At 62.7% G+C, this 17,704-nt stretch carries 13 protein-coding genes and 2 tRNA genes; 6 read left to right on the forward strand and 9 right to left on the reverse strand.

Features of this window, described 5'->3' with window-relative positions; genetic code table 11:
• The first annotated feature begins 141 nt into the window (after positions 1–141).
• Entirely contained in the window at positions 142–876 is a 735-nt protein-coding gene (locus JZY06_RS08355) for a hypothetical protein (RefSeq protein ID WP_207279100.1), read from the forward strand.
• Between the two features lie 312 nt (positions 877–1,188).
• Entirely contained in the window at positions 1,189–1,965 is a 777-nt protein-coding gene (locus tag JZY06_RS08360; RefSeq protein ID WP_207279101.1) for a hypothetical protein, read from the forward strand.
• 263 nt (positions 1,966–2,228) lie between these two features.
• On the opposite strand, the gene JZY06_RS08365 is transcribed toward JZY06_RS08360, so the two are convergent.
• The 3 genes from JZY06_RS08365 to gltX form a co-directional block, all read right to left on the reverse strand.
• Positions 2,229–2,301, reverse strand: a tRNA-Glu gene (locus JZY06_RS08365).
• A gap of 44 nt (positions 2,302–2,345) precedes the next feature.
• Positions 2,346–2,417: transfer RNA gene (locus JZY06_RS08370), tRNA-Gln, on the reverse strand.
• 146 nt (positions 2,418–2,563) lie between these two features.
• A complete protein-coding gene (gene gltX, locus JZY06_RS08375) occupies positions 2,564–4,051 on the reverse strand; it encodes a glutamate--tRNA ligase (RefSeq protein WP_207279102.1) in 1,488 nt (495 codons plus the stop codon).
• A gap of 259 nt (positions 4,052–4,310) precedes the next feature.
• Between gltX and JZY06_RS08380 the strand changes: the two genes are divergently transcribed.
• Positions 4,311–5,471, forward strand: a complete 1,161-nt coding sequence (locus JZY06_RS08380; RefSeq protein ID WP_207279103.1) for an isochorismate synthase — start codon at positions 4,311–4,313, stop codon at positions 5,469–5,471.
• A gap of 142 nt (positions 5,472–5,613) precedes the next feature.
• Here the strand turns inward: JZY06_RS08380 and JZY06_RS08385 are convergent, their stop codons facing one another.
• The 4 genes from JZY06_RS08385 to JZY06_RS08400 form a co-directional block, all read right to left on the reverse strand.
• Positions 5,614–6,297 (reverse strand): class I SAM-dependent methyltransferase, encoded by a 684-nt coding sequence (locus JZY06_RS08385; RefSeq protein WP_207279104.1) that lies wholly within the window; start codon positions 6,295–6,297, stop codon positions 5,614–5,616.
• A 334-nt stretch (positions 6,298–6,631) separates the two neighbouring features.
• Complete coding sequence (locus tag JZY06_RS08390; RefSeq protein WP_207279105.1) at positions 6,632–7,429, reverse strand: fumarylacetoacetate hydrolase family protein; 798 nt, start codon at positions 7,427–7,429, stop codon at positions 6,632–6,634.
• 329 nt (positions 7,430–7,758) lie between these two features.
• A complete protein-coding gene (locus JZY06_RS08395) occupies positions 7,759–8,430 on the reverse strand; it encodes an exonuclease domain-containing protein (RefSeq protein WP_207279106.1) in 672 nt (223 codons plus the stop codon).
• A 68-nt stretch (positions 8,431–8,498) separates the two neighbouring features.
• Positions 8,499–10,355, reverse strand: coding sequence for a DUF294 nucleotidyltransferase-like domain-containing protein (locus JZY06_RS08400; protein WP_207279107.1), 1,857 nt, complete (start codon positions 10,353–10,355; stop codon positions 8,499–8,501).
• A 315-nt stretch (positions 10,356–10,670) separates the two neighbouring features.
• Here JZY06_RS08400 and JZY06_RS08405 point away from each other — a divergent pair, with 315 nt between their 5' ends.
• Positions 10,671–11,828 carry a hypothetical protein gene (locus JZY06_RS08405; protein ID WP_207279108.1) on the forward strand — a complete coding sequence of 386 codons (1,158 nt, stop codon included), beginning with the start codon at positions 10,671–10,673 and terminating at the stop codon, positions 11,826–11,828.
• A gap of 203 nt (positions 11,829–12,031) precedes the next feature.
• Here JZY06_RS08405 and JZY06_RS08410 read toward each other — a convergent pair whose 3' ends face one another.
• Positions 12,032–13,060 carry a 3-isopropylmalate dehydrogenase gene (locus tag JZY06_RS08410; protein ID WP_207279109.1) on the reverse strand — a complete coding sequence of 343 codons (1,029 nt, stop codon included), beginning with the start codon at positions 13,058–13,060 and terminating at the stop codon, positions 12,032–12,034.
• 256 nt (positions 13,061–13,316) lie between these two features.
• On the opposite strand from JZY06_RS08410, the gene JZY06_RS08415 reads away from it, so the two are divergent.
• Together JZY06_RS08415 and JZY06_RS08420 are read left to right on the forward strand one after the other, a co-directional pair.
• A complete protein-coding gene (locus JZY06_RS08415) occupies positions 13,317–14,849 on the forward strand; it encodes a SulP family inorganic anion transporter (RefSeq protein ID WP_207279110.1) in 1,533 nt (510 codons plus the stop codon).
• A 104-nt stretch (positions 14,850–14,953) separates the two neighbouring features.
• Positions 14,954–16,411 carry a phytoene desaturase family protein gene (locus JZY06_RS08420; protein WP_207279111.1) on the forward strand — a complete coding sequence of 486 codons (1,458 nt, stop codon included), beginning with the start codon at positions 14,954–14,956 and terminating at the stop codon, positions 16,409–16,411.
• A gap of 146 nt (positions 16,412–16,557) precedes the next feature.
• On the opposite strand, the gene JZY06_RS08425 is transcribed toward JZY06_RS08420, so the two are convergent.
• Positions 16,558–17,520, reverse strand: coding sequence for a YbjN domain-containing protein (locus tag JZY06_RS08425; protein WP_207279112.1), 963 nt, complete (start codon positions 17,518–17,520; stop codon positions 16,558–16,560).
• Positions 17,521–17,704 lie beyond the last annotated feature (184 nt).

Here is a 17,704-nt window from a genome sequence, read left to right on the forward strand (position 1 = left end):
CTGGTGTGCATTCCAGGCCAAGGCGTTTTCTTCGGATTGGGTTTGTACACTGGCTTGGTTGGACCAGCCACCTTTCCGTCGTTTTTTTGCTTTTCAGGGCACCACGCTATCTATCACCGCTTATCCCCCAGGATTGTCATCATGTCTTTGTTTCCCGCCATCACCCGCCCAGCTGCCGTTGCCGCCGGACTCAGCGTTGCGGCCGCAACACTTATCGGCTGCTCTTCCCATGATCCGGCAGAGGAAGAGATCGTCTATGTGACGGTCACCTCAACCAATCCCGGAAAAAAATCATCGTCGAATAAGCAGGTCCCACAGGAAGAACCATCCACTGTGGTTGTGACCGTCACCGAAGAACAGAAGCCGCCACAACAGATTCCCGGCGGCGACCCTGATGGTATTCCGCCCCTTTCCGGTGCCGGCGGCCCCAAGCCCCCTCAGGCACGTTCGGCAACCCATATCATCCCCACAGCCAACGATGTTTCGAAAAAAATGGCCGCTGTTCAAAACGCCGACGGCACCGTCGTCTGCGGTCTCTTCCCGGACAGCACGGAGTCAGGCGGCCGGTTCTTTGGTTGCCAAATCCCCACCCTGATGAGGACCATGAAATACGGGAGGGAAGAATTCCCACCATCAGTTCGTCCTCCACGGTGGTTTGTGCCTGCAACAGAAGGCGGGACAACCGAGATCGTCGGGGTCACGGATGTACCGAACTCCATGAACGCCAATCCAGGTAACTCACAAGTGATCAATGATGGAGAAGTCGTCACATTCGGCGACAATGTCTGTGCCGGCAACCACGGTGGCTTGACATGTTGGGTCATTGGTTCCGGGCACGGTGCCGACATGGCCGATAACTATTTCCGCTCTTTCTGAGTTACGGCAGCGGCCGCCACACACGGCAAGACGGGCGCACTGCTTTGCCGGGACACCACGGGACACCCTCTCCTGTGGTGTCCTTCATTTTTCTTCTGTCCCCGCCGCCCGACGACCTCACTCCCCCACACATACCCCTATTGGTTTGTTCCCATATCGGTTTAACCGGCAGTTTTGTACAATTTTTAACGGTACCGGTACCACGGTCCCACAGATTTCCCAGGCAATATCTTTTCGCGACTCTGACATCGCCACCGTTTTCCTTGGTCAAAAACACTCTGTTTACTTGTTCTTTTCCCGGAGAGGCTTCTCGTGTCGCACCGCTTTTCCTCCGTCATGGTTCCCACCGCTGTGTTGTTGACGGCTGCCACTGCTCCCGTCACTCTCACCGGGTGCTCACCGGCCAATGATGCTCCGGCAGAAACAGAAACCGTCTATGTGACTGCTTCCTCCGCTGCCAGCCCTGATGATTCACCGGCAGTGTCCGGTGAACCGGAGAAACCAACGGCATCCCCTTCAGTTGTGACAGTCACCGAAACAGCTGCTGAGACCTCCACCATGGTCATCACCACCGAAGAACAACTGACACCACCCACCCCTGCTGCCAATGGTGATCCGGATGCCATACCCCCGTATCCCGGTGCCGGTGGGCCTGCCCCCGACCATGCACGGCAACCCAACAACTTCAACGGCACCATCGACGATCCGTCAGTGAAGTACGCGGCAGTGAGAAACAACAGCGGATCGGTCTACTGCGGGATGCTCCCGGATGAGGCCTACGAGAAGCTCAATTGCATGCTGCCGGGGCTGCAGGCCAGCGGAAAATACGGGCACATCACCGAACCCTACGAAGAGAACCTGCACCAGGTGACTTTTCAGCCAGACGGCACCGCAGAGCTGTGGCCGACAAGTGGCGGACCGCTATCCACCGCCAATATCACCGCCCAGGACGCCGAACCCCTGGATGACGGTGATGCTGTCGTCTTCGGCGGCACTGTGTGTACCGGCCATGATGGTGGACTGACCTGTTGGGTCATAGGTTCCGGACACGGGGTGGATCTGGCCGACAACTATGTCCGTATGTTCTGATCCCGCCCGAGGTTTTTTTGGTGAAAAAGTCTCCGTCGATGGTTCAGACGACCGCCGATGCTGTTTTCTCCTCATGCACGACACGTCGACGCAGAATACACATTTTTTGCACCTTATCCCGATCTCCCGGGGCACTCGATGTCGTCCTGCGAAATCGTGCGTGAGCAGATGTCGTGGAATTGCCGTGGAATGGGTTTTTCCGAGGGTTTGGTGGGCAAGAAAAAACACCGCCTAACCTGAAAGGTTAGGCGGTGTCTGATGTGTACCCCGTACGGGATTTGAACCCGTGTTACCGGCGTGAGAGGCCGACGTCCTAGGCCGCTAGACGAACGGGGCGCGGCGCATAAAACATTGTGTTATTCACTTTATTTTTCGCGCTGCTGGCCTACCTGGACTCGAACCAAGAACGACGGTACCAGAAACCGCTGTGTTGCCAATTACACCATAGGCCATTTGTTTCCCTTGTGAGCTGTGCTCACCGGGCAACGGGTAGTAACTATAACCGGTCTATCTTAAAACGCACAAATCGACTGGTTGTGGCCGTTTTTCGGCCCGTGGAAGATGATCGTCCACGGGCCGAAAAATACCCGGGTTGTGATTACTGCTGGGCTTGCGACTGCCAGGGGGTGAGCGTGCGGGCGGCCTTCAGCCGGTTGATGGTGGAGTCTTTGCCGAGAAGCTCCATCGACTCAAACAGCGGCGGGGAGACCTGCCGGCCGGAAATGGCCACCCGCAGCGGGCCGTAGGCTTTGCGGGGTTTCATCTCCAGCCCGTCGATCAGAGCCGCCTGGAGGGCCTTCTCGATCGGTTCGGTAGTGAAATCGTCGACTGCTTGAAGCGCTGTGATGGCCTCATCCAGAGCCTGGACGGCATCGTCTTTGAGGTTCTTGCGGGCGGCCTTGTCGTCGAGCTGGAGGTCTTTGTCATCGATGATGAGGAACTCCAGCAGATCAAAAGCCTCCCCGAGGGTCTTGCAGCGGGTCTGCACCAGGGTGGCCGCGAAAGCGAACTTGTCGGCCGGGTAGTCGGCCGGGAAGCCCTTGTACTGCTCGCAGTAGGCGCGCAGGCGCTTTTCGAAATCTTCCGGGTCCAGCAGACGGATGTGGTCGGCGTTGATCGCCTCCAGCTTCTTCTGGTCGAAGCGGGCCGGGTTGCTCAGCACATCTTTCACATCAAAGTTGTCGACCAGTTCCTCGACGGTGAAGATGTCCTTGTCCTTCGACAGCGACCAGCCGAGCAGCGCCAGGTAGTTGAGCATGCCCTCGGGGATGATGCCGGCATCGCGGTGGTTGAACAGGTTCGATTCCGGATCCCGTTTGGACAGTTTCTTGTTTCCCTGGCCCATGACAAACGGCAGGTGGCCGAACTCAGGGGTTTTCTCGGCCACACCGATACGGATCAGGGCCTCATAAAGCGCCAGCTGCCGCGGGGTGGAGGGAAGCAGATCTTCGCCGCGCAGCACATGGGTAATACCCATCAGCGCGTCATCGACCGGGTTGACCAGGGTGTAGAGCGGCTGGCCGTTGGAGCGGGCCACCACATAATCCGGCTGGGTTTCGGATTTGAATTCAATCTCGCCGCGCACCAGGTCGGTCCATTTCCAGGTTTTGTCCGGCATCTTCAACCGCCACACAGGTTTGCGGCCCTCAGCCTCGAAAGCGGCGATCTGTTCCTCAGTCAAGTCCCGGTCGAAGTTGTCGTAGCCCAGCTGCGGGTCACGGCCGGCCTCAATATGGCGCTGTTTGACTTCCTCGGCGGTGGAATAGGCCGGGTAAATCTCGCCGGCCTGTTTCAGTTTGGCCAGCACGTCCTGATAGATATCGCCGCGGCGGGACTGACGGTAAGGCTCATGGGGTCCACCGACATTAACCCCCTCATCCCAGGCCATACCCAGCCAGTCGAGTGAATCGATGATCGCCTGGTAGGACTCTTCCGAGTCGCGGGCGGCATCGGTGTCTTCGATGCGGAAAATCAGTTTGCCGCCGGTATGGCGGGCGTACGCCCAGTTGAACAGGGCTGTGCGGACCATACCCACATGCGGGGTACCGGTCGGGGACGGACAGAAACGGACGCGAATATCAGACATGGTTGCCCATGGTAGTCCACCCGCCAACCCGCAGCCCCGCCACTGTGCCGACCCGGCCGGTGCACACGCAGGTTTCACCGGCCACCGCCAGTGTGGGTCGTGGTGCACCCGGAGGGGGTTGACACCGACAGTGGTGTGACCGTCGGCACTGCCGGTGGCCGGTGCCGGTGTCCGAACCAGCCAATCAACCTGCGCCACAAGCGGTGGAAAGGGCTTCCGGGGACATGTGGTGCCACAGTCGACTAATATCTGTGCAGTTATGCATATCAACCGGCCGTCGTCAGCCCCCGATTTCCTGCTCAGCCGCACCACCGGCAGTGTGCGCACCCAGGGAACACTCGGCACCTACCACGATGCCTGGGATGCCGTCGATGATCTGGTCGCCGGAAAAATCGACATGGTTGTCGGGGCCATCCCGTTTGATACCACCGCTCCTGCGGCACTGACCGTCCCGGAGAAAATCATCCGGGACGACGGGCCGCTGGAACCGCACTCCCACTACCGCTTCGGGCCGGGCAGTGTGCTGCACGCCACCACCGGCCAGGTGCATCCGGATGCGGAAGAACACATCCGCCGGGTGCAGGCTGCGGTGGCGACAATCAGGAAAACACCGCTGGACAAAGTGGTGCTGGCCCGGGCCATCGACATTGCCTTCGATCCCCCGGTTGATCCGCTGCTGGTGGCGGCACGACTGATCACCCTGTCGGAAAACCTCGACGGCTTCGCCGCTGACCTGTCGCCGGCCGGCGAGCAGTTTAACGGCCATATGCTGGTCGGCTCCTCGCCGGAGGTGCTGATAAAAAAGCAGGGATCCACCGTGACCGCTTTCCCCCTGGCCGGTTCCCTTCCCAGGCTGGCGAACAGGGATCAGGATCAGGCGCAGGGGGCGCGGCTTTTCTCCTCCGCCAAAGACCTGGATGAACACCGCTTCGTGGTGGAGTCCCTCAGGAAATCCCTGCAACCGGTGTGCACTGATCTTTCAATCCCACCGCGGCCCACCATTACCCGCACCGCGGAAATGTGGCATCTGGCCACCCCGGTGAAAGCAACAGTGGCGGATCCGTCGATCACCGCCCTGGAACTGGCGCTGAAAGTCCATCCCACCCCGGCGATCTGCGGCACACCAACCCATCTGGCCAAGGAACTGATCACCACCGTGGAGGTCCCCCGCAATTTCTACGCCGGGGCTGTCGGCTGGTCGGATAAACACGGCGACGGTGAATTCATGGTGGCCATCCGCTGCGCGGAAGTCTCCGGTGATGGCCGGGCAGCCCGGGCGTGGGCCGGGGGCGGAATTACCGCCGGTTCCGATCCGGAAGCAGAACTTGCGGAAACCACCGACAAGCTGCTGACGATCCTGCGGGCGTTGGGGCTGGACAAACAGGCAACCGGACACAGCGGCACCAACTGGGACACCTGAAACACCTGGGCCAACCAAGGCGACTGGGCCAACCGTCTTCTGCCCTGCTTCTCTGCGGAGATTCTCCGGTGTGTTTTTGGTGTAATAAGGCGGATTGCGCCGGAGCCGGCACTTTGGCTGGACCGGGGCGCGAAAGCAGACGCTATTTTCCGTCCGCGGGTTTGCGCAGTATCCGGATTACCGTATCGCCCGGGACATAGGTGTCGCCGGTGTCGGGATGGCGGTGGCGGTGGGCATGGCTGTGGTGGTTCGCGGCAACAGTGAAACCGGCAACCTGTTGCCAGCCGCGGGCAGAAAGCTCTGTGTCCGCGGTAACCGGGTCGATGAGATCGTCGGGGCTGATGCCGTTTCGCTCCAGCTGCCGGGAAGGGTTGTCATGGTGGGCGATAATCAACGCCCCGCCCGGGCCCACCAGCCGGTCGAGGACTTCAAGATCACCGCGGCTTTTGATCAACGGGACGAAAAAAGAGGTGACCACAGCACAATCTGCCACGGTGGCGGCAATGGTGTCGATTCCGGCCACCACAGTGGTCAGAAAAACCCCGGCGGCAGCAGCTGACTGCTCGGTGCGGGCAATCGCCGTGGCAACCGGATCACAGGCGGTGACGGCAAAACCCAGCTGCGCCATAAAAACCGCATCCGCCCCTTCCCCACAGCCGATATCCAGGGCGCGGGGTACCGGTGAGGTACCGGCCACCGTCTGTTGTGTCCAGCCGACTGCCCGCAGGGCTTTGTCCAGGCCGGCATTGGGATAGCCGGACCACACCCGTTCCGGCCCTGTGTACAGGTTGTCGTCGTGGTCGCCGGTGGGCTGCTGCATGTTCATGGTGCTTCCCACGCTAGCAAGGTCTTCCCGCACGAAAAAGGGTCTCACTTGTTTCCCGACAGTCGACTGTGCCCGGTTCTTGGTGCTGTGCACACGACTGGTCTCTGGCGGGCAGGTGGCGGGCGGTGTGTGCCGGGGGCTTTAACCAACAGCACCCCGGATACGGTGCCGCTGGCACCGTATCCGGGGTGTGAGAAGTGGTGGGCTGTTATCTCCCACCGGATGCCACCAACGGACCACGGTGTCATCCACGCCCGCTTTTCTGTGGAGCGCAGTTCCTGCCACTGCCACTGGTGCAGTCAAGCATGTCCATGCACCCGTGGGCTGTCAGTGATCAGGCCCGGGCGACGGGGTTTTTCAGCTTGCCGATACCGGGGATGTCGATTTCGATCTCATCGCCGGGGACCATCGGTGCCGTACCCGCGGGCGAGCCGGTGCAGATCACGTCACCGGGCAGCAGAGTAAACGAGGCGGTGATGAACTCGATGATCTCGCCGGGGCTCATGATCATCTGGTTGGAATTGGAGTCCTGCTTGGTTTCGGTGACGCCTTCGTGGGTGAGATGGGCTTTGATCGGCAGGTCAGAAAAATCGAATGCGTCGATGTCGGTTTCCATCCACGGACCCAGCGGGCAGAAGGTGTCGATGCCTTTGGCACGCGCCCACTGACCGTCGGCGAACTGCAGGGCACGCGACGACACATCGTTGACGATGGTGAATCCGCGGATCACCGATTTCCAGTCTTTTCTTTTGACGTTTTTGCACGGTGTTCCGACAATCATGGCCAGCTCGCCCTCGAATTCGACATCGTGGGCGAACTCGGGGATTTTGATGGCGGCACCGGGGCCGACCACTGCTGTCGGCGGTTTGATGAACAGGGTCGGCGGCAGCTGGTCGGCTGATTTTTTGAACACCTCCGCCACATGGTCGGCGTAGTTGCGACCGATGGCCACAATCTTCGACGGCAGCACCGGGGCCAGCAGACGGACTTCATCCAGGGCGAATTCCTCGCCGGTGTAGTCGGGTTCGGCAAAGGGGTGGCCGTTGATGATTTTTGCTTTTTCGTCTCCTTCTTCTCCGTCGATGACGGCGAAACGTAATCCTGTGGGGGTGGCTATTCTCGCAAAACGCATGAGTCAGATCGTACCGTCCTGTGGTGTGACCCCTGCCATACGGGGGAAAATGTGACCAAGGGCACCCCAACAAGCGCTGGTGGCGCCCCTGTGCGGCGCCGGAGAAAAAACAGTGGCGACTGCCCCCGCCATTGTCCGGGACCGGCACCGGTTTTTTACTGCCGCGGCATTATTTCACCGCCGTGGACCGGGCGGGAGTGGGTTTGTCATCCACGGCCTCTACCGGCGGCAGGCCCGGCGCGCCGCCGGCTTCGGCATGCACCCCACGGTGCAGCCGGGATCTGCCGGTTGTTGCAGGTGGTTGCCGGAGGATACCGCCGATCGGCAGGTCAGCCGTAGGGTTGCATGGATTTCAAGGTGCCGCCGCGGACGTTTGTGGCCAGTGCGAGATACAGCTCGGCGCAGGCGATCGCATCGGTTAAAGCATTGTGGTTGCTGTAGGCGGGCAGGTTGTATCTGCTTCTTACTCTTGCCAGGCGCAGGTCTTCGCCTCTGGGGTAGGTGGCCATTTTTTCCATGTGGCGTCTCTCGCAGGCAAACGTGTCGACAATCGGGACGATGAGGTCGGCGCCGAAGTGTGTTTTGCAGGCCTGGCCCAAAAAGCCCTGTTCCATGGGGGCGTAGTGGGTGAGCATGGCTCTGCCTTTGAGTGCTTCCAGCACCATGGCGACAGCTTCCGCGGGGTCTGTTCCGGCGGCTACGGCGTCGTCGGTCAGTCCGTGCACGGTGGCGGAGTGCCCGACAGAGGCTGCGCCTTCGCTGCCTTTGACGATCACATGCCCGGCCCCGGACAAATCAATGCTGGTGGCGTTGACCGGTACCCAGCCGATGGACAGCAGACGGTGTGTGCCCGGTTCCAGGCCGGTGGTTTCCACGTCGACGGCCAACAGTTTCAACTGGTCGAGTGGGGTGTGCCCGTCGGGGAAAGTCGCGGTGTAGAAATCGGCGAGCGCCCCGGTGGCTTTTTTCTTCGTCCGGGAGAGTTTGTCGAGTCCGAACATGGTGTGGCTGTGTGCCCTTTCGTGTGGTGGTCTGTGTCAGCGGCGCCGGATCGGTGCCGTAACTGTGATCAGACGGCACGGACCGGGTATGTGGTGGCCAGGGCGGTTTGCATGGATTTGATGCAGCCGAAGGCATCCCGCATGGTTTCCCGGTCGATTTTTTTCAGCTTCTTCGGATCAATGTGGTAGTTCGGGGTGATGCCGTCTCTCACCTGTGCCGCCTGCTGTTGCAGGGCAATGCCGGTAAGGAAGTCGAAGGCGTCGATGAGTTCCTGTGCCCCGCGGGCCGATACTGCGCCGTGTTCGGCGGCCAGCAGCAGGCGTTGCCGGGTGCCGACTGCTTCGACTCCTGCGGCAAGTGAATAGAGTCTGGCCATCTGCACAATGGCTGCGGTGCCGCCTTTTTTCACGTCCAGGGTGTTGGCGTAGTCGCCGGAGCGGTCGACCACCAGTCCGCGGAATATTCCCAACGGTGGTTCCCGCCGGGAGGCCAGCGCCGCCAGATGGGCGTGGGTGCGTGCCGCCCGGTGCGCCATGGCCACCGCGTGGGAGTGCACGGATTCGGCCAGTGCTGTCTCGCCGTGGATGCCGCGGAAGTCGAAGAAGGTTTGGGTGTGCAGCATGGCGTCGGGTTCAGGTGCTCCGACCCAGTCGGCGAATTGGGCGATCCAGGCGTGCTCGGTCATCCGCCACACCGGGTTTTTGGCCATCATCTCTCCCGGGCAGAGCACTTGTCCGGCCGCCGCCAGGCCGTCACAGACAAGATCGGAAAGCTGCTGGAAGTAGTCGTCGTGGGCGGACTGGTTAAAGCTGTTGTCCAGTACCAGGGCGTTGTCCTGGTCGCTTGCCAGGCCGATTTCTTTCCTGCCCTGGGAGCCGATGGTGACAAAGCAGTAGGGCACCGGCGGGGGGCCGAGTTTTTCCTCTGCCAGGGTGAGCAGGCGGCGGGCCAGGCCGTCGGCGGCGACAGTGAGAAGACCGGTGACTTCCTGGGCGGAGGAGCCACGCTCAATGAAGCGCACCGCCACATCATGGGCGTTGCCGAAGATTTCCTTTAACTCTTCCGGGGTGCTGCGCCGGGCCAGGTCGGCGGTGAGATAGATGGGGTCGTTTCTCATCAGCCGCATGATGTCGGCGGTGGAGACAATGCCTGTCAGCTTGCCTTCATCAACCACGGGCAGGTGGTGGATGCCGATGTCGGCCATGGTGAGCATGGCTTCGAAAGCGGAGTCACTGCCGGTGGCGGTGCGGGGGTTGTCGGTCATGATGGTTTTGACCGGGTTGTCGCTGCTGGTGCCTGTGGCCAGGTGTGTGCGCAGATCCCGGTCGGTGATGATGCCCATCAGCCGGCCGCTGTCGGTGATCAGCAGGCTGGAGACATTGCGCCCGTCCATGGCCCGGGCTGCCTGCCGGATGGTCACTGTTGGTTCCACGGTGACCGGGTCGGTGACCATGACCTCGGACAACTGGGTGCGCAGCATCTGTGAGGAGGAGTCGTCGCGCAGTGAGTCGGCGGCTTGTCTCACCCGCGCGGATTGCCCGGAGTAGTAGCGTGTGATGTCCGGGTTGGCGTGGCACAGCTCCAGAAAGTCCCGCTTTCCCAGATACAAAAGCAGGCAGTCCTCGACGGCGATCATCTGGTAGTCGCTGGTGGGGTTCTCGCCCACCAGAGTGGAGTAGCCGAAGGTGCGGCCGGCTTCCCGCCGGTCGAGGAGAATGCCGTCGGCGGAGACAATGTCGACTGCCCCGGAGCGGATCACGTAGAGCCGGTGGTTTTCGGCCCCGGGAGCGACCACCATCTCCCCGCGGCGCAGGTAGGTGATCTCCATTTTGCTTGGCAGCTGCCCGACCACTTCCCGCGGCAGTTGGCGGAAGGGTTCGTGGTGACCGAGGAACTCGGCGATCTCTTCAAGCTCTACAGACATGCACCAAGCCTATAGGTGATCTGCGGCACTGATAAGGGTCTTTGTCATACCGCTCACTGTTGTCACCCCCGCGGCCGGGCGTGGCGGACAGGTGGATGGATGCCGGACCGTGGCAGCGGACGGCTACCGCTTTGTCCGGGCAAGCTTCGGTCCGGTCTTTAACGTGTCCCACATATTCCGATACAGTTGGCGGTGTGCCGGACAGTCGGCCGATCCGGCGGGCGGCACCTTGTCTGCCGGTGAAGTGGGGCGCAGGCCCCGTAGCGTGCCGGTGATTCGTTTTTGTTCTTTTTCATCCGAGGAGTTCATACAGCAGTGGACAGCACCCCATCATCGGCCCCGGGCCGGGTATCCCCCGGCTCCAGACCAGTTCCCATTCCCAACCGGCGGATCGCCGACCGGGCCGTCGACCAGGAGCTGGTGGCTGACGCTGTCCGGCTGGGTGTGCCGCAGTTTGCTTTTCTGCCGGAACAAGATGCCTGGGCCATGGTGGTGGCGGTCAGCCGGGATGATCCGCGATTGGCGGGGATGACGGTTTTCGCTTCTCTCGGGGGACTGACCGACAGGTCCAGAATTGAAGCCGGGATACTGACCCCGCACCAGGGCATGGATACGGTGTTGTCGGCTGTCTTCGAGGTACCCCGCACCTGGCGGGGTGCCTGCTCACTGATCCCCTTCCCCGGTGACATTGCGGTCCCGGACGGCACGGACGCGGTGGCGATGAAACAGTTCTGGCTTGCGGCCATCAGCCGGTCGGTGCTGTTCAACGGGCCGGAGATGACCGGCCCGCGGGGAAAAAGCTCCCTGGTCAAAGCCCCCGATGCCTCCTGCCCGGAGGCTGTCGCACCGCCTGAACGGTGGCAGCGGGAGCATGTGTGCCTTGACTATCCGGGTGCAGCACAGGCGACGGTGATCACCACCGCAGGCACGGGCCCGGTGCTGGTGGTTTTCGACGGCAACAAATTCCTTGACGCCCACCTCGACCACTATCTCGCGGCGGGGTGTCCGCTGCCCCGGGCCATGGTGTTTATCGGCCACGGCGACAGTGTGGCCGAGCGCAACCGGGACCTGATCGACTGCCCCGATTTCCCGGGGGCGGTGGCACGGATCGCCGGAAGGCTGTCTGCGGGCGATAAAGCCATGGTGGCGGGAAGCTCCTACGGCGGGGTGGGGGCGGTTCGCACCACACTTGCCCACCCGGGGGTGTTTTCCACCGCACTGGCCTACTCCCCGCCGTATGCGGCACTGGCCGACACCTGGCCTGTAACCCGTGCCGGTAAAGATACGGTCATCATCAGCCGGGGCGGGAGCCTGGAATGGCTGTTGACCGACGGTTTCACCTGGGGGGAGAACACACTGCGCAACCAGGGCGTGACCGTCATAGCGGGGCGTTTTGCCGGCGGGCACGACATGGCCTGCTGGCGGGAGGATATGGCCCGCGACTATGTGGCGGCCGCCAGCGGCACCCTGTGAGGTGACAGCACCCACACATCCCCGCCGGGAGGGCCCTGGCACCTGTGGGGTGCGGGCGAAACCCCGGGCGGCGATGTTGCCTGTTTTTTGGGCCTGTCGGATTCGGCTTCAGCCCCATCCCACCGGCGGCAAGCAGGTGGGATGGGGCAGGCACAGGGCCGTGACAAACGGATCCGGGGTGTTTCGGCCGGGTGCGGTACCGGCTAGCCGCGGGCTGTCGCCACCGCGGCAGCGATCCGGTCACCGACCTCGGTGGTGCGCAGGGGGGTGTCACCGCGGGTGGCGATATCGTCTGCCACAGCCCGGTCAATGATCTCGGCTGCGGTGTTGTCGCCCAGGTGCTGCAGCATGAGAGAGACCGACAAAATGGCGGCTGTCGGATCGGCGATACCCCGGCCGGCGATATCCGGTGCCGAGCCGTGCACCGGCTCGAACATCGACGGATTGGTCCGGGAAGCATCGATATTGCCGCTGGCGGCCAAACCGATGCCGCCGGCCACGGCACCTGCCAGGTCGGTGATGATGTCGCCGAACAAGTTGTCGGTGACAATCACATCAAACCGGGAGGGATCGGTGGCCATGTAGATGGTGGCGGCATCAATGTGGTTGTAGTCGACCGTGACATCCGGGAACTGTTCTGCCACCGCATCAACGGTGCGCTGCCACAGGTCACCGGCGTGGACCAGCACATTCTTTTTGTGCACCAGGGTCAGGTGTTTTCTGCGGGCCTGCGCGCGGGTAAATGCGTCACGCACCACCCGCTCCACCCCGAAGCGGGTGTTCTGGGAGACCTCCGAGGCGATCTCACCGGCGGTGTTTTTGCGCAAAAATCCGCCGTTGCCGCAGTAGAGACCCTCCGTGCCCTCGCGGACAACAACGAAATCAATCTCCCCGGGATCTGCCAGCGGACTGCGGGCCCCGGCATAGAGTTTGGCCGGCCGCAGATTGACGTGGTGATCCAGCTCGAAGCGCAGCCGGAGAAGAAGCCCCCGCTCCAGAACACCCGGGGGCACCTTGCCGGGAGCACCCACCGCACCCAGAAGGATCGCGTCGTGGGCTTTCAGCTCCTCCAGATCGTTGCCGGTCAGTGTCTCCCCGGTCGCCAGATACCGGCGCGCCCCCAGATCGAACTCGGTTGTTTCCACGTCATCGCGCACGGCGGTGAGCACTTTGAGTGCTTCCGCGGTGACCTCCGGGCCGATGCCGTCGCCGCCAATCACAGCCAGTTTCATGAAACGGGAGTCCTTTCCCACTATGTGAACATTCAGGGGTCAAGTCTAACATCACCGGCTGCGCCGATTAGGTTGGCGGTGACCGAGTCCGTAGCATGGTGTGATCAACCGGCTGTGGGTGCAGGCAGCAGTTCCAGGGGTGCGGCAGCGATCATGCTCCGCCGCCTTTTTCGCTGCCCGGCACCTTGAATTTTAAAGCCGACCTGTTTTTTCCCGCCCCTTTTTTTCCACCGCTTACGGATACCCCTTTTCTTTCATGCACTCACCCACTGCCACCCGACCGTCCCCCACCACCCCGCCGACCGGTATCGCCGCATCATTCAGGGCGGCGTTTGCCACACCGGCGCGGCTTCGCACGGAAATCCTCGCGGGCCTGGTGGTCGCTTTGGCGCTGATCCCGGAAGCGATCAGTTTCTCGGTGCTGGCCGGAGTTGATCCGGCGGTCGGGCTGTACTCGTCGTTCATTATGGCGGTGGTCATCAGTGTCACCGGCGGCAGGCCCGCCATGATCACCGCCGCCACCGGCGCCGTGGCCCTGGTGGTCGCCCCGCTGGTGAAAGAACACGGCCTTGACTATCTGGTGGCCTGTGTTCTTCTGGCGGGTATCTTCCAGTTGATTCTTTCGGCTGTGGGGGTGGCGAAACTGATGCGGTTCATTCCCCGGTCGGTGATGGTCGGCTTCGTCAACGCGCTGGCCATTTTGATCTTCGGCGCCCAGCTGCCGCACCTGTTCGGTGTCCCGTGGCTGGTTTATCCGATGGTGGCTTTATCTGTTGCGGTGATTGTGTTTCTGCCGAAGTTCACCACCGCCATCCCCGCCCCGCTGGTGGCCATTGTCATTGTCACCACCATCACGCTGGTGCTGGGCAAACCCGTGCCCGATGTGGCCGGGCAGGGCGATCTGCCCGACTCGCTGCCGGGACTGTTCATCCCCCATGTGCCGGTGACCCTGGAGACCTTCACCACCATCGCCCCCTACGCGCTGGCCATGGCGCTGGTGGGGCTGATGGAATCGCTGATGACCGCGAAACTGGTCGATGACATCACCGACACCCACTCGGATAAAACCCGGGAAGCCGCCGGCCAGGGTATCGCCAATATTGCTTCCGCTTTCGTCGGCGGCATGGGCGGCTGCGCCATGATCGGCCAGACCATGATCAACGTCAAAGCCTCCCGGGCCAGAACCCGCCTGTCGACACTTCTCGCCGGGGTATTTCTGCTCATTGCCGTCGTCGCCCTGGGCCCGGTGGTCGGCGCCATCCCCATGGCCGCCCTGGTCGGGATCATGGTGATGGTCTCCGTCGCCACCTTCGACTGGCATTCGGTGACCCCGGCAACCCTGAAACTGATGCCCGCCAGTGAAACCGCGGTCATGCTGGCCACAGTCGCCGCCACCCTGGCCACCCACAATCTCGCCGTCGGCGTGATCACCGGAGTGGTGGCCGCCTCCATTGCGTTTGCCCGGCGGGTGGCCCACCTGGCGGAAGTGGAACTCACCGACACCACCACCGGGCCGGACGGGACAGTCTCGGCCGTCTACACTGTCAACGGGCAGCTGTTTTTCGCCTCCTCGAATGATCTGGTCTACCAGTTCGACTACGACGCCGGTTTCGACCGGGTCACCATCGACCTGGCCCAAGCAGAAGTCTGGGATGCCTCCACGGTGGCATCCCTGGATGCGATCACCCGCAAGTTCCGGGAGAAAAACACCGGCGTGTCCATCACGGGGCTTACCGGCCCGTCGGCCGACAGGTGGGAAAAACTCTCCGGGCGCCTCGGCGAGCACTAGACCGGTCCGCAACCTCTACTTCGGCTGAAAAGGCCCCATATCACGCCAAGGCGGTTGTTTTTCCTGCGTTGCGGTCTCAACCGGCCCGGCTAGCATGAGTGGTCGTGAACACTCCGCGGGCTTTCGTTGTCGGTTCCGGACCCAATGGTCTGGTGGCGGCGATCCGTCTTGCCCGCGCCGGCTACCGGGTGCGTGTTATCGAGGCAGCCGACCGGCCGGGTGGTGCGGCACGCTCCTCGCATTTCCACGGCACCATTGTCGACGACTGTGCCGCAGTCCATCCGTTGGCCGTGGTCTCCCCTGCCTTCCAGCGGCTCGGGGTGACAGAAAAACTGCCGTTGTCGCATCCGGATATTCCGCTGGTTCATCTTGTCTTACCCGACCACGCGGTTGCCCTGCACCAGTCGGTGGACGCCACTGCCGCCGGTCTTGCCACAGGTTCACATGCCTGGCGCAGGCTGTTTTCGCCCCTGGTCGCCAGGCAGAGTGAGATGGTGTCCGCCGCGTTGTCTGCCCCGGCACACGTTCTCGGCCACGGAGTCCACACGGCCATGCACCTGGGGCTGCGCAGCATGCTTCCGGCCTCTACCACCGCGGGTCTTCTCGGCGGCGGGGACGCCGCGGCACTGTTTGCCGGTATCGCCGCCCACACCATGGCCCCGTTGACCGGCCTGCTGTCTTCCGGGGCGGGTGTTGTTCTTGGATTGTGCGGGCAGACAACCGGCTGGCCGGTGGTGGTCGGCGGCACCGGGGTGATCGCCGGCATTCTGGTCGATCTTCTCCACCAAGCCGGTGGGGAGATTGTGTGCGGCACTACAGTCACCGGCCTGGATGCGCTGGGGATATGCCCCGGTGAGCCGGTGGTGCTGTCCACCACACCGCGGGCCGCAGCCGCAATTGTTGCCGCAAGCCACAACACCTTTCCCCGCCAGCCGCGGCGGATTGCCCGCAGATACCGCCGTTTCGTCCACGGCCCGGCGGCCTGGCGGGTGGATTTTCTTCTTGCCGGCCCGATCGGCTGGCTGGCCGAGCAAGCCCGCTCGGCCGGTACCGTCCACATCGGCGGCACAGCACGCGACGTCATCGACAAAGAACAGGCGGTCAACGACTCGGTTGTGCCGGACGAGCCGTTTGTTCTTGTTGGCCAGCAGTATCTGGCCGATGAATCCAGGTTGGCCGTCCACCGCGGACAAACGGTGTACCCGGTGTGGGTCTACGCCCATGTGCCCGCCGGTTGTACCGGGGATGAAACCGCCCGGATCATCGCCACCATCGACCGCCACGCCCCGGGATTTGGCGGCCAGATCGTCGATATGAGAGTCCGCGGGCCGAAAGCCCTGGAAGAGCACAACCCCAATCTTTATGGCGGGGATATCGGCGGTGGGGCGGCCACGCCGCTGCAACTGCTCCGGCGGCCCAGGCTTGTGCAGCCGTGGGATACAGGTGTGCCGGGTGTTGTTCTGGCTTCCGCGTCAACATCCCCCGGCGGCGGGGTCCACGGCATGGCCGGCTGGCAGGCGGCGGGATATCTTCTCTCCGGCGGCCGAACGACGGTGGGGTAAAAAAACATCCCCGGTACACCGGTGCTGCGGCCCCGCCGGCACGGGTGTGCCCCTGTTGTGGCATACGGGTCACACACACATTCCCGCTGTTGTTTCACCCCGCTTCGGCCCCGCAGGGCACAGCGGCGGTGGTTGGCCGGGGGCCGCTAGGATTCGCGGATCGCTTTGAGTGTCTGTTTCAACTGGGCGGCGACCTCCACGACACCGGATCCGATCAGCTGGTCGAGCTGGCTGTCGGACATGCCGAAGGTCTGCGGCAGAACATGCCGGGCGATGATCCACCAGTTGCCGTCGGCGCGGGCGGCGCACACCGTGGAACGGAACTCCAGGTTGGCGTGGTTGAGGGCATGGATGATGGTGCCCGGATCCTGGATACCGGTGGCCGGAAGCTGGGCGCCGATTTTCACTGTCACTGTCGCGGGGTCGGCGACAATAATGTCGATCGGAGTGCCGTCCATCATCAGGCACACTGTTTCCGTCTCGTCGTCATAGGGCACATCGGTGATACCGCGCGCGGCAAACCAGGCGGCGACACGGTCCCGGCCCACCGGCGGGAAACTGCCGTCGGGCTGTGTCTCCCGCGCCGCGGGCGTGGTGGCGGCGCGGTCAACGAACACAGTCTCCGGGGCGTTATCGGGGTCATCGTGATCGGGGTCGGCGGCCAGGCGGGCGGCGAAATCAACAAGCTGTGCGGCGGTTGCCAGCACCTCACCGACGAAATCATCCAGCTGCGGGCCGGTCACCCCGTCGCCGGTGACAAGCTGCTGTTCAGCCAGCAGCACCAGGGGGGCGTCTTTGTCACCGAGGGCTTTCCCGAGCGGCGCACCGTCACCGTCGACGGCGATTTTGATTCCCCTGGTGTTGGTGTTGGCGTTGTTGGCGGCCACAATCGCCGCCACATACCCTGCCGCGGACAGTGTTCCGGTCACAGCCATCGTCGCCGACAGGGCGCTGCGGCAGGTGAAGGTGACAAGACAGCCGTCCGTGGCCGCGACCACGGTGGGATTGCCTTCACCATCGGTGCCGGTATCCACCACGGTGTGGCCGGCGGCTGTCACCCGGGCGGCAATCGCATCGGTATCGGGGCAAAACGTCGTGGGGGAAGCCATCGTGGGTCACCTTCGCGCAAGACACGGGTTTGTTTTGAAAAACACGTCCCTCACCGCCCCGCCCACCGGTGGTGGCGGTGGCTTATTCCCGGACGGTATTTTTCGCACAGCCCTGTCTGCCGCGGTCCTTTCCTGCTGTCGGGGCACATATCGGCGGTGGCGCACCTTCGCGCCAAACTACGAC

The organism is Corynebacterium mendelii (assembly GCF_017307055.1).
Classification (GTDB): domain Bacteria; phylum Actinomycetota; class Actinomycetes; order Mycobacteriales; family Mycobacteriaceae; genus Corynebacterium; species Corynebacterium mendelii.

Bases quoted from the DNA above. Each gene is read 5' to 3' on its own strand.
- JZY06_RS08355 (WP_207279100.1), top strand. From the start codon at position 142: ATGTCTTTGTTTCCCGCCATCACCCGCCCAGCTGCCGTTGCCGCCGGA.
- gltX (WP_207279102.1), bottom strand. From the start codon at position 4,051: ATGTCTGATATTCGCGTCCGTTTCTGTCCGTCCCCGACCGGTACCCCG.
- JZY06_RS08380 (WP_207279103.1), top strand. From the start codon at position 4,311: ATGCATATCAACCGGCCGTCGTCAGCCCCCGATTTCCTGCTCAGCCGC.
- JZY06_RS08385 (WP_207279104.1), bottom strand. From the start codon at position 6,297: ATGAACATGCAGCAGCCCACCGGCGACCACGACGACAACCTGTACACA.
- JZY06_RS08390 (WP_207279105.1), bottom strand. From the start codon at position 7,429: ATGCGTTTTGCGAGAATAGCCACCCCCACAGGATTACGTTTCGCCGTC.
- JZY06_RS08395 (WP_207279106.1), bottom strand. From the start codon at position 8,430: ATGTTCGGACTCGACAAACTCTCCCGGACGAAGAAAAAAGCCACCGGG.
- JZY06_RS08400 (WP_207279107.1), bottom strand. From the start codon at position 10,355: ATGTCTGTAGAGCTTGAAGAGATCGCCGAGTTCCTCGGTCACCACGAA.
- JZY06_RS08410 (WP_207279109.1), bottom strand. From the start codon at position 13,060: ATGAAACTGGCTGTGATTGGCGGCGACGGCATCGGCCCGGAGGTCACC.
- JZY06_RS08415 (WP_207279110.1), top strand. From the start codon at position 13,317: ATGCACTCACCCACTGCCACCCGACCGTCCCCCACCACCCCGCCGACC.
- JZY06_RS08425 (WP_207279112.1), bottom strand. From the start codon at position 17,520: ATGGCTTCCCCCACGACGTTTTGCCCCGATACCGATGCGATTGCCGCC.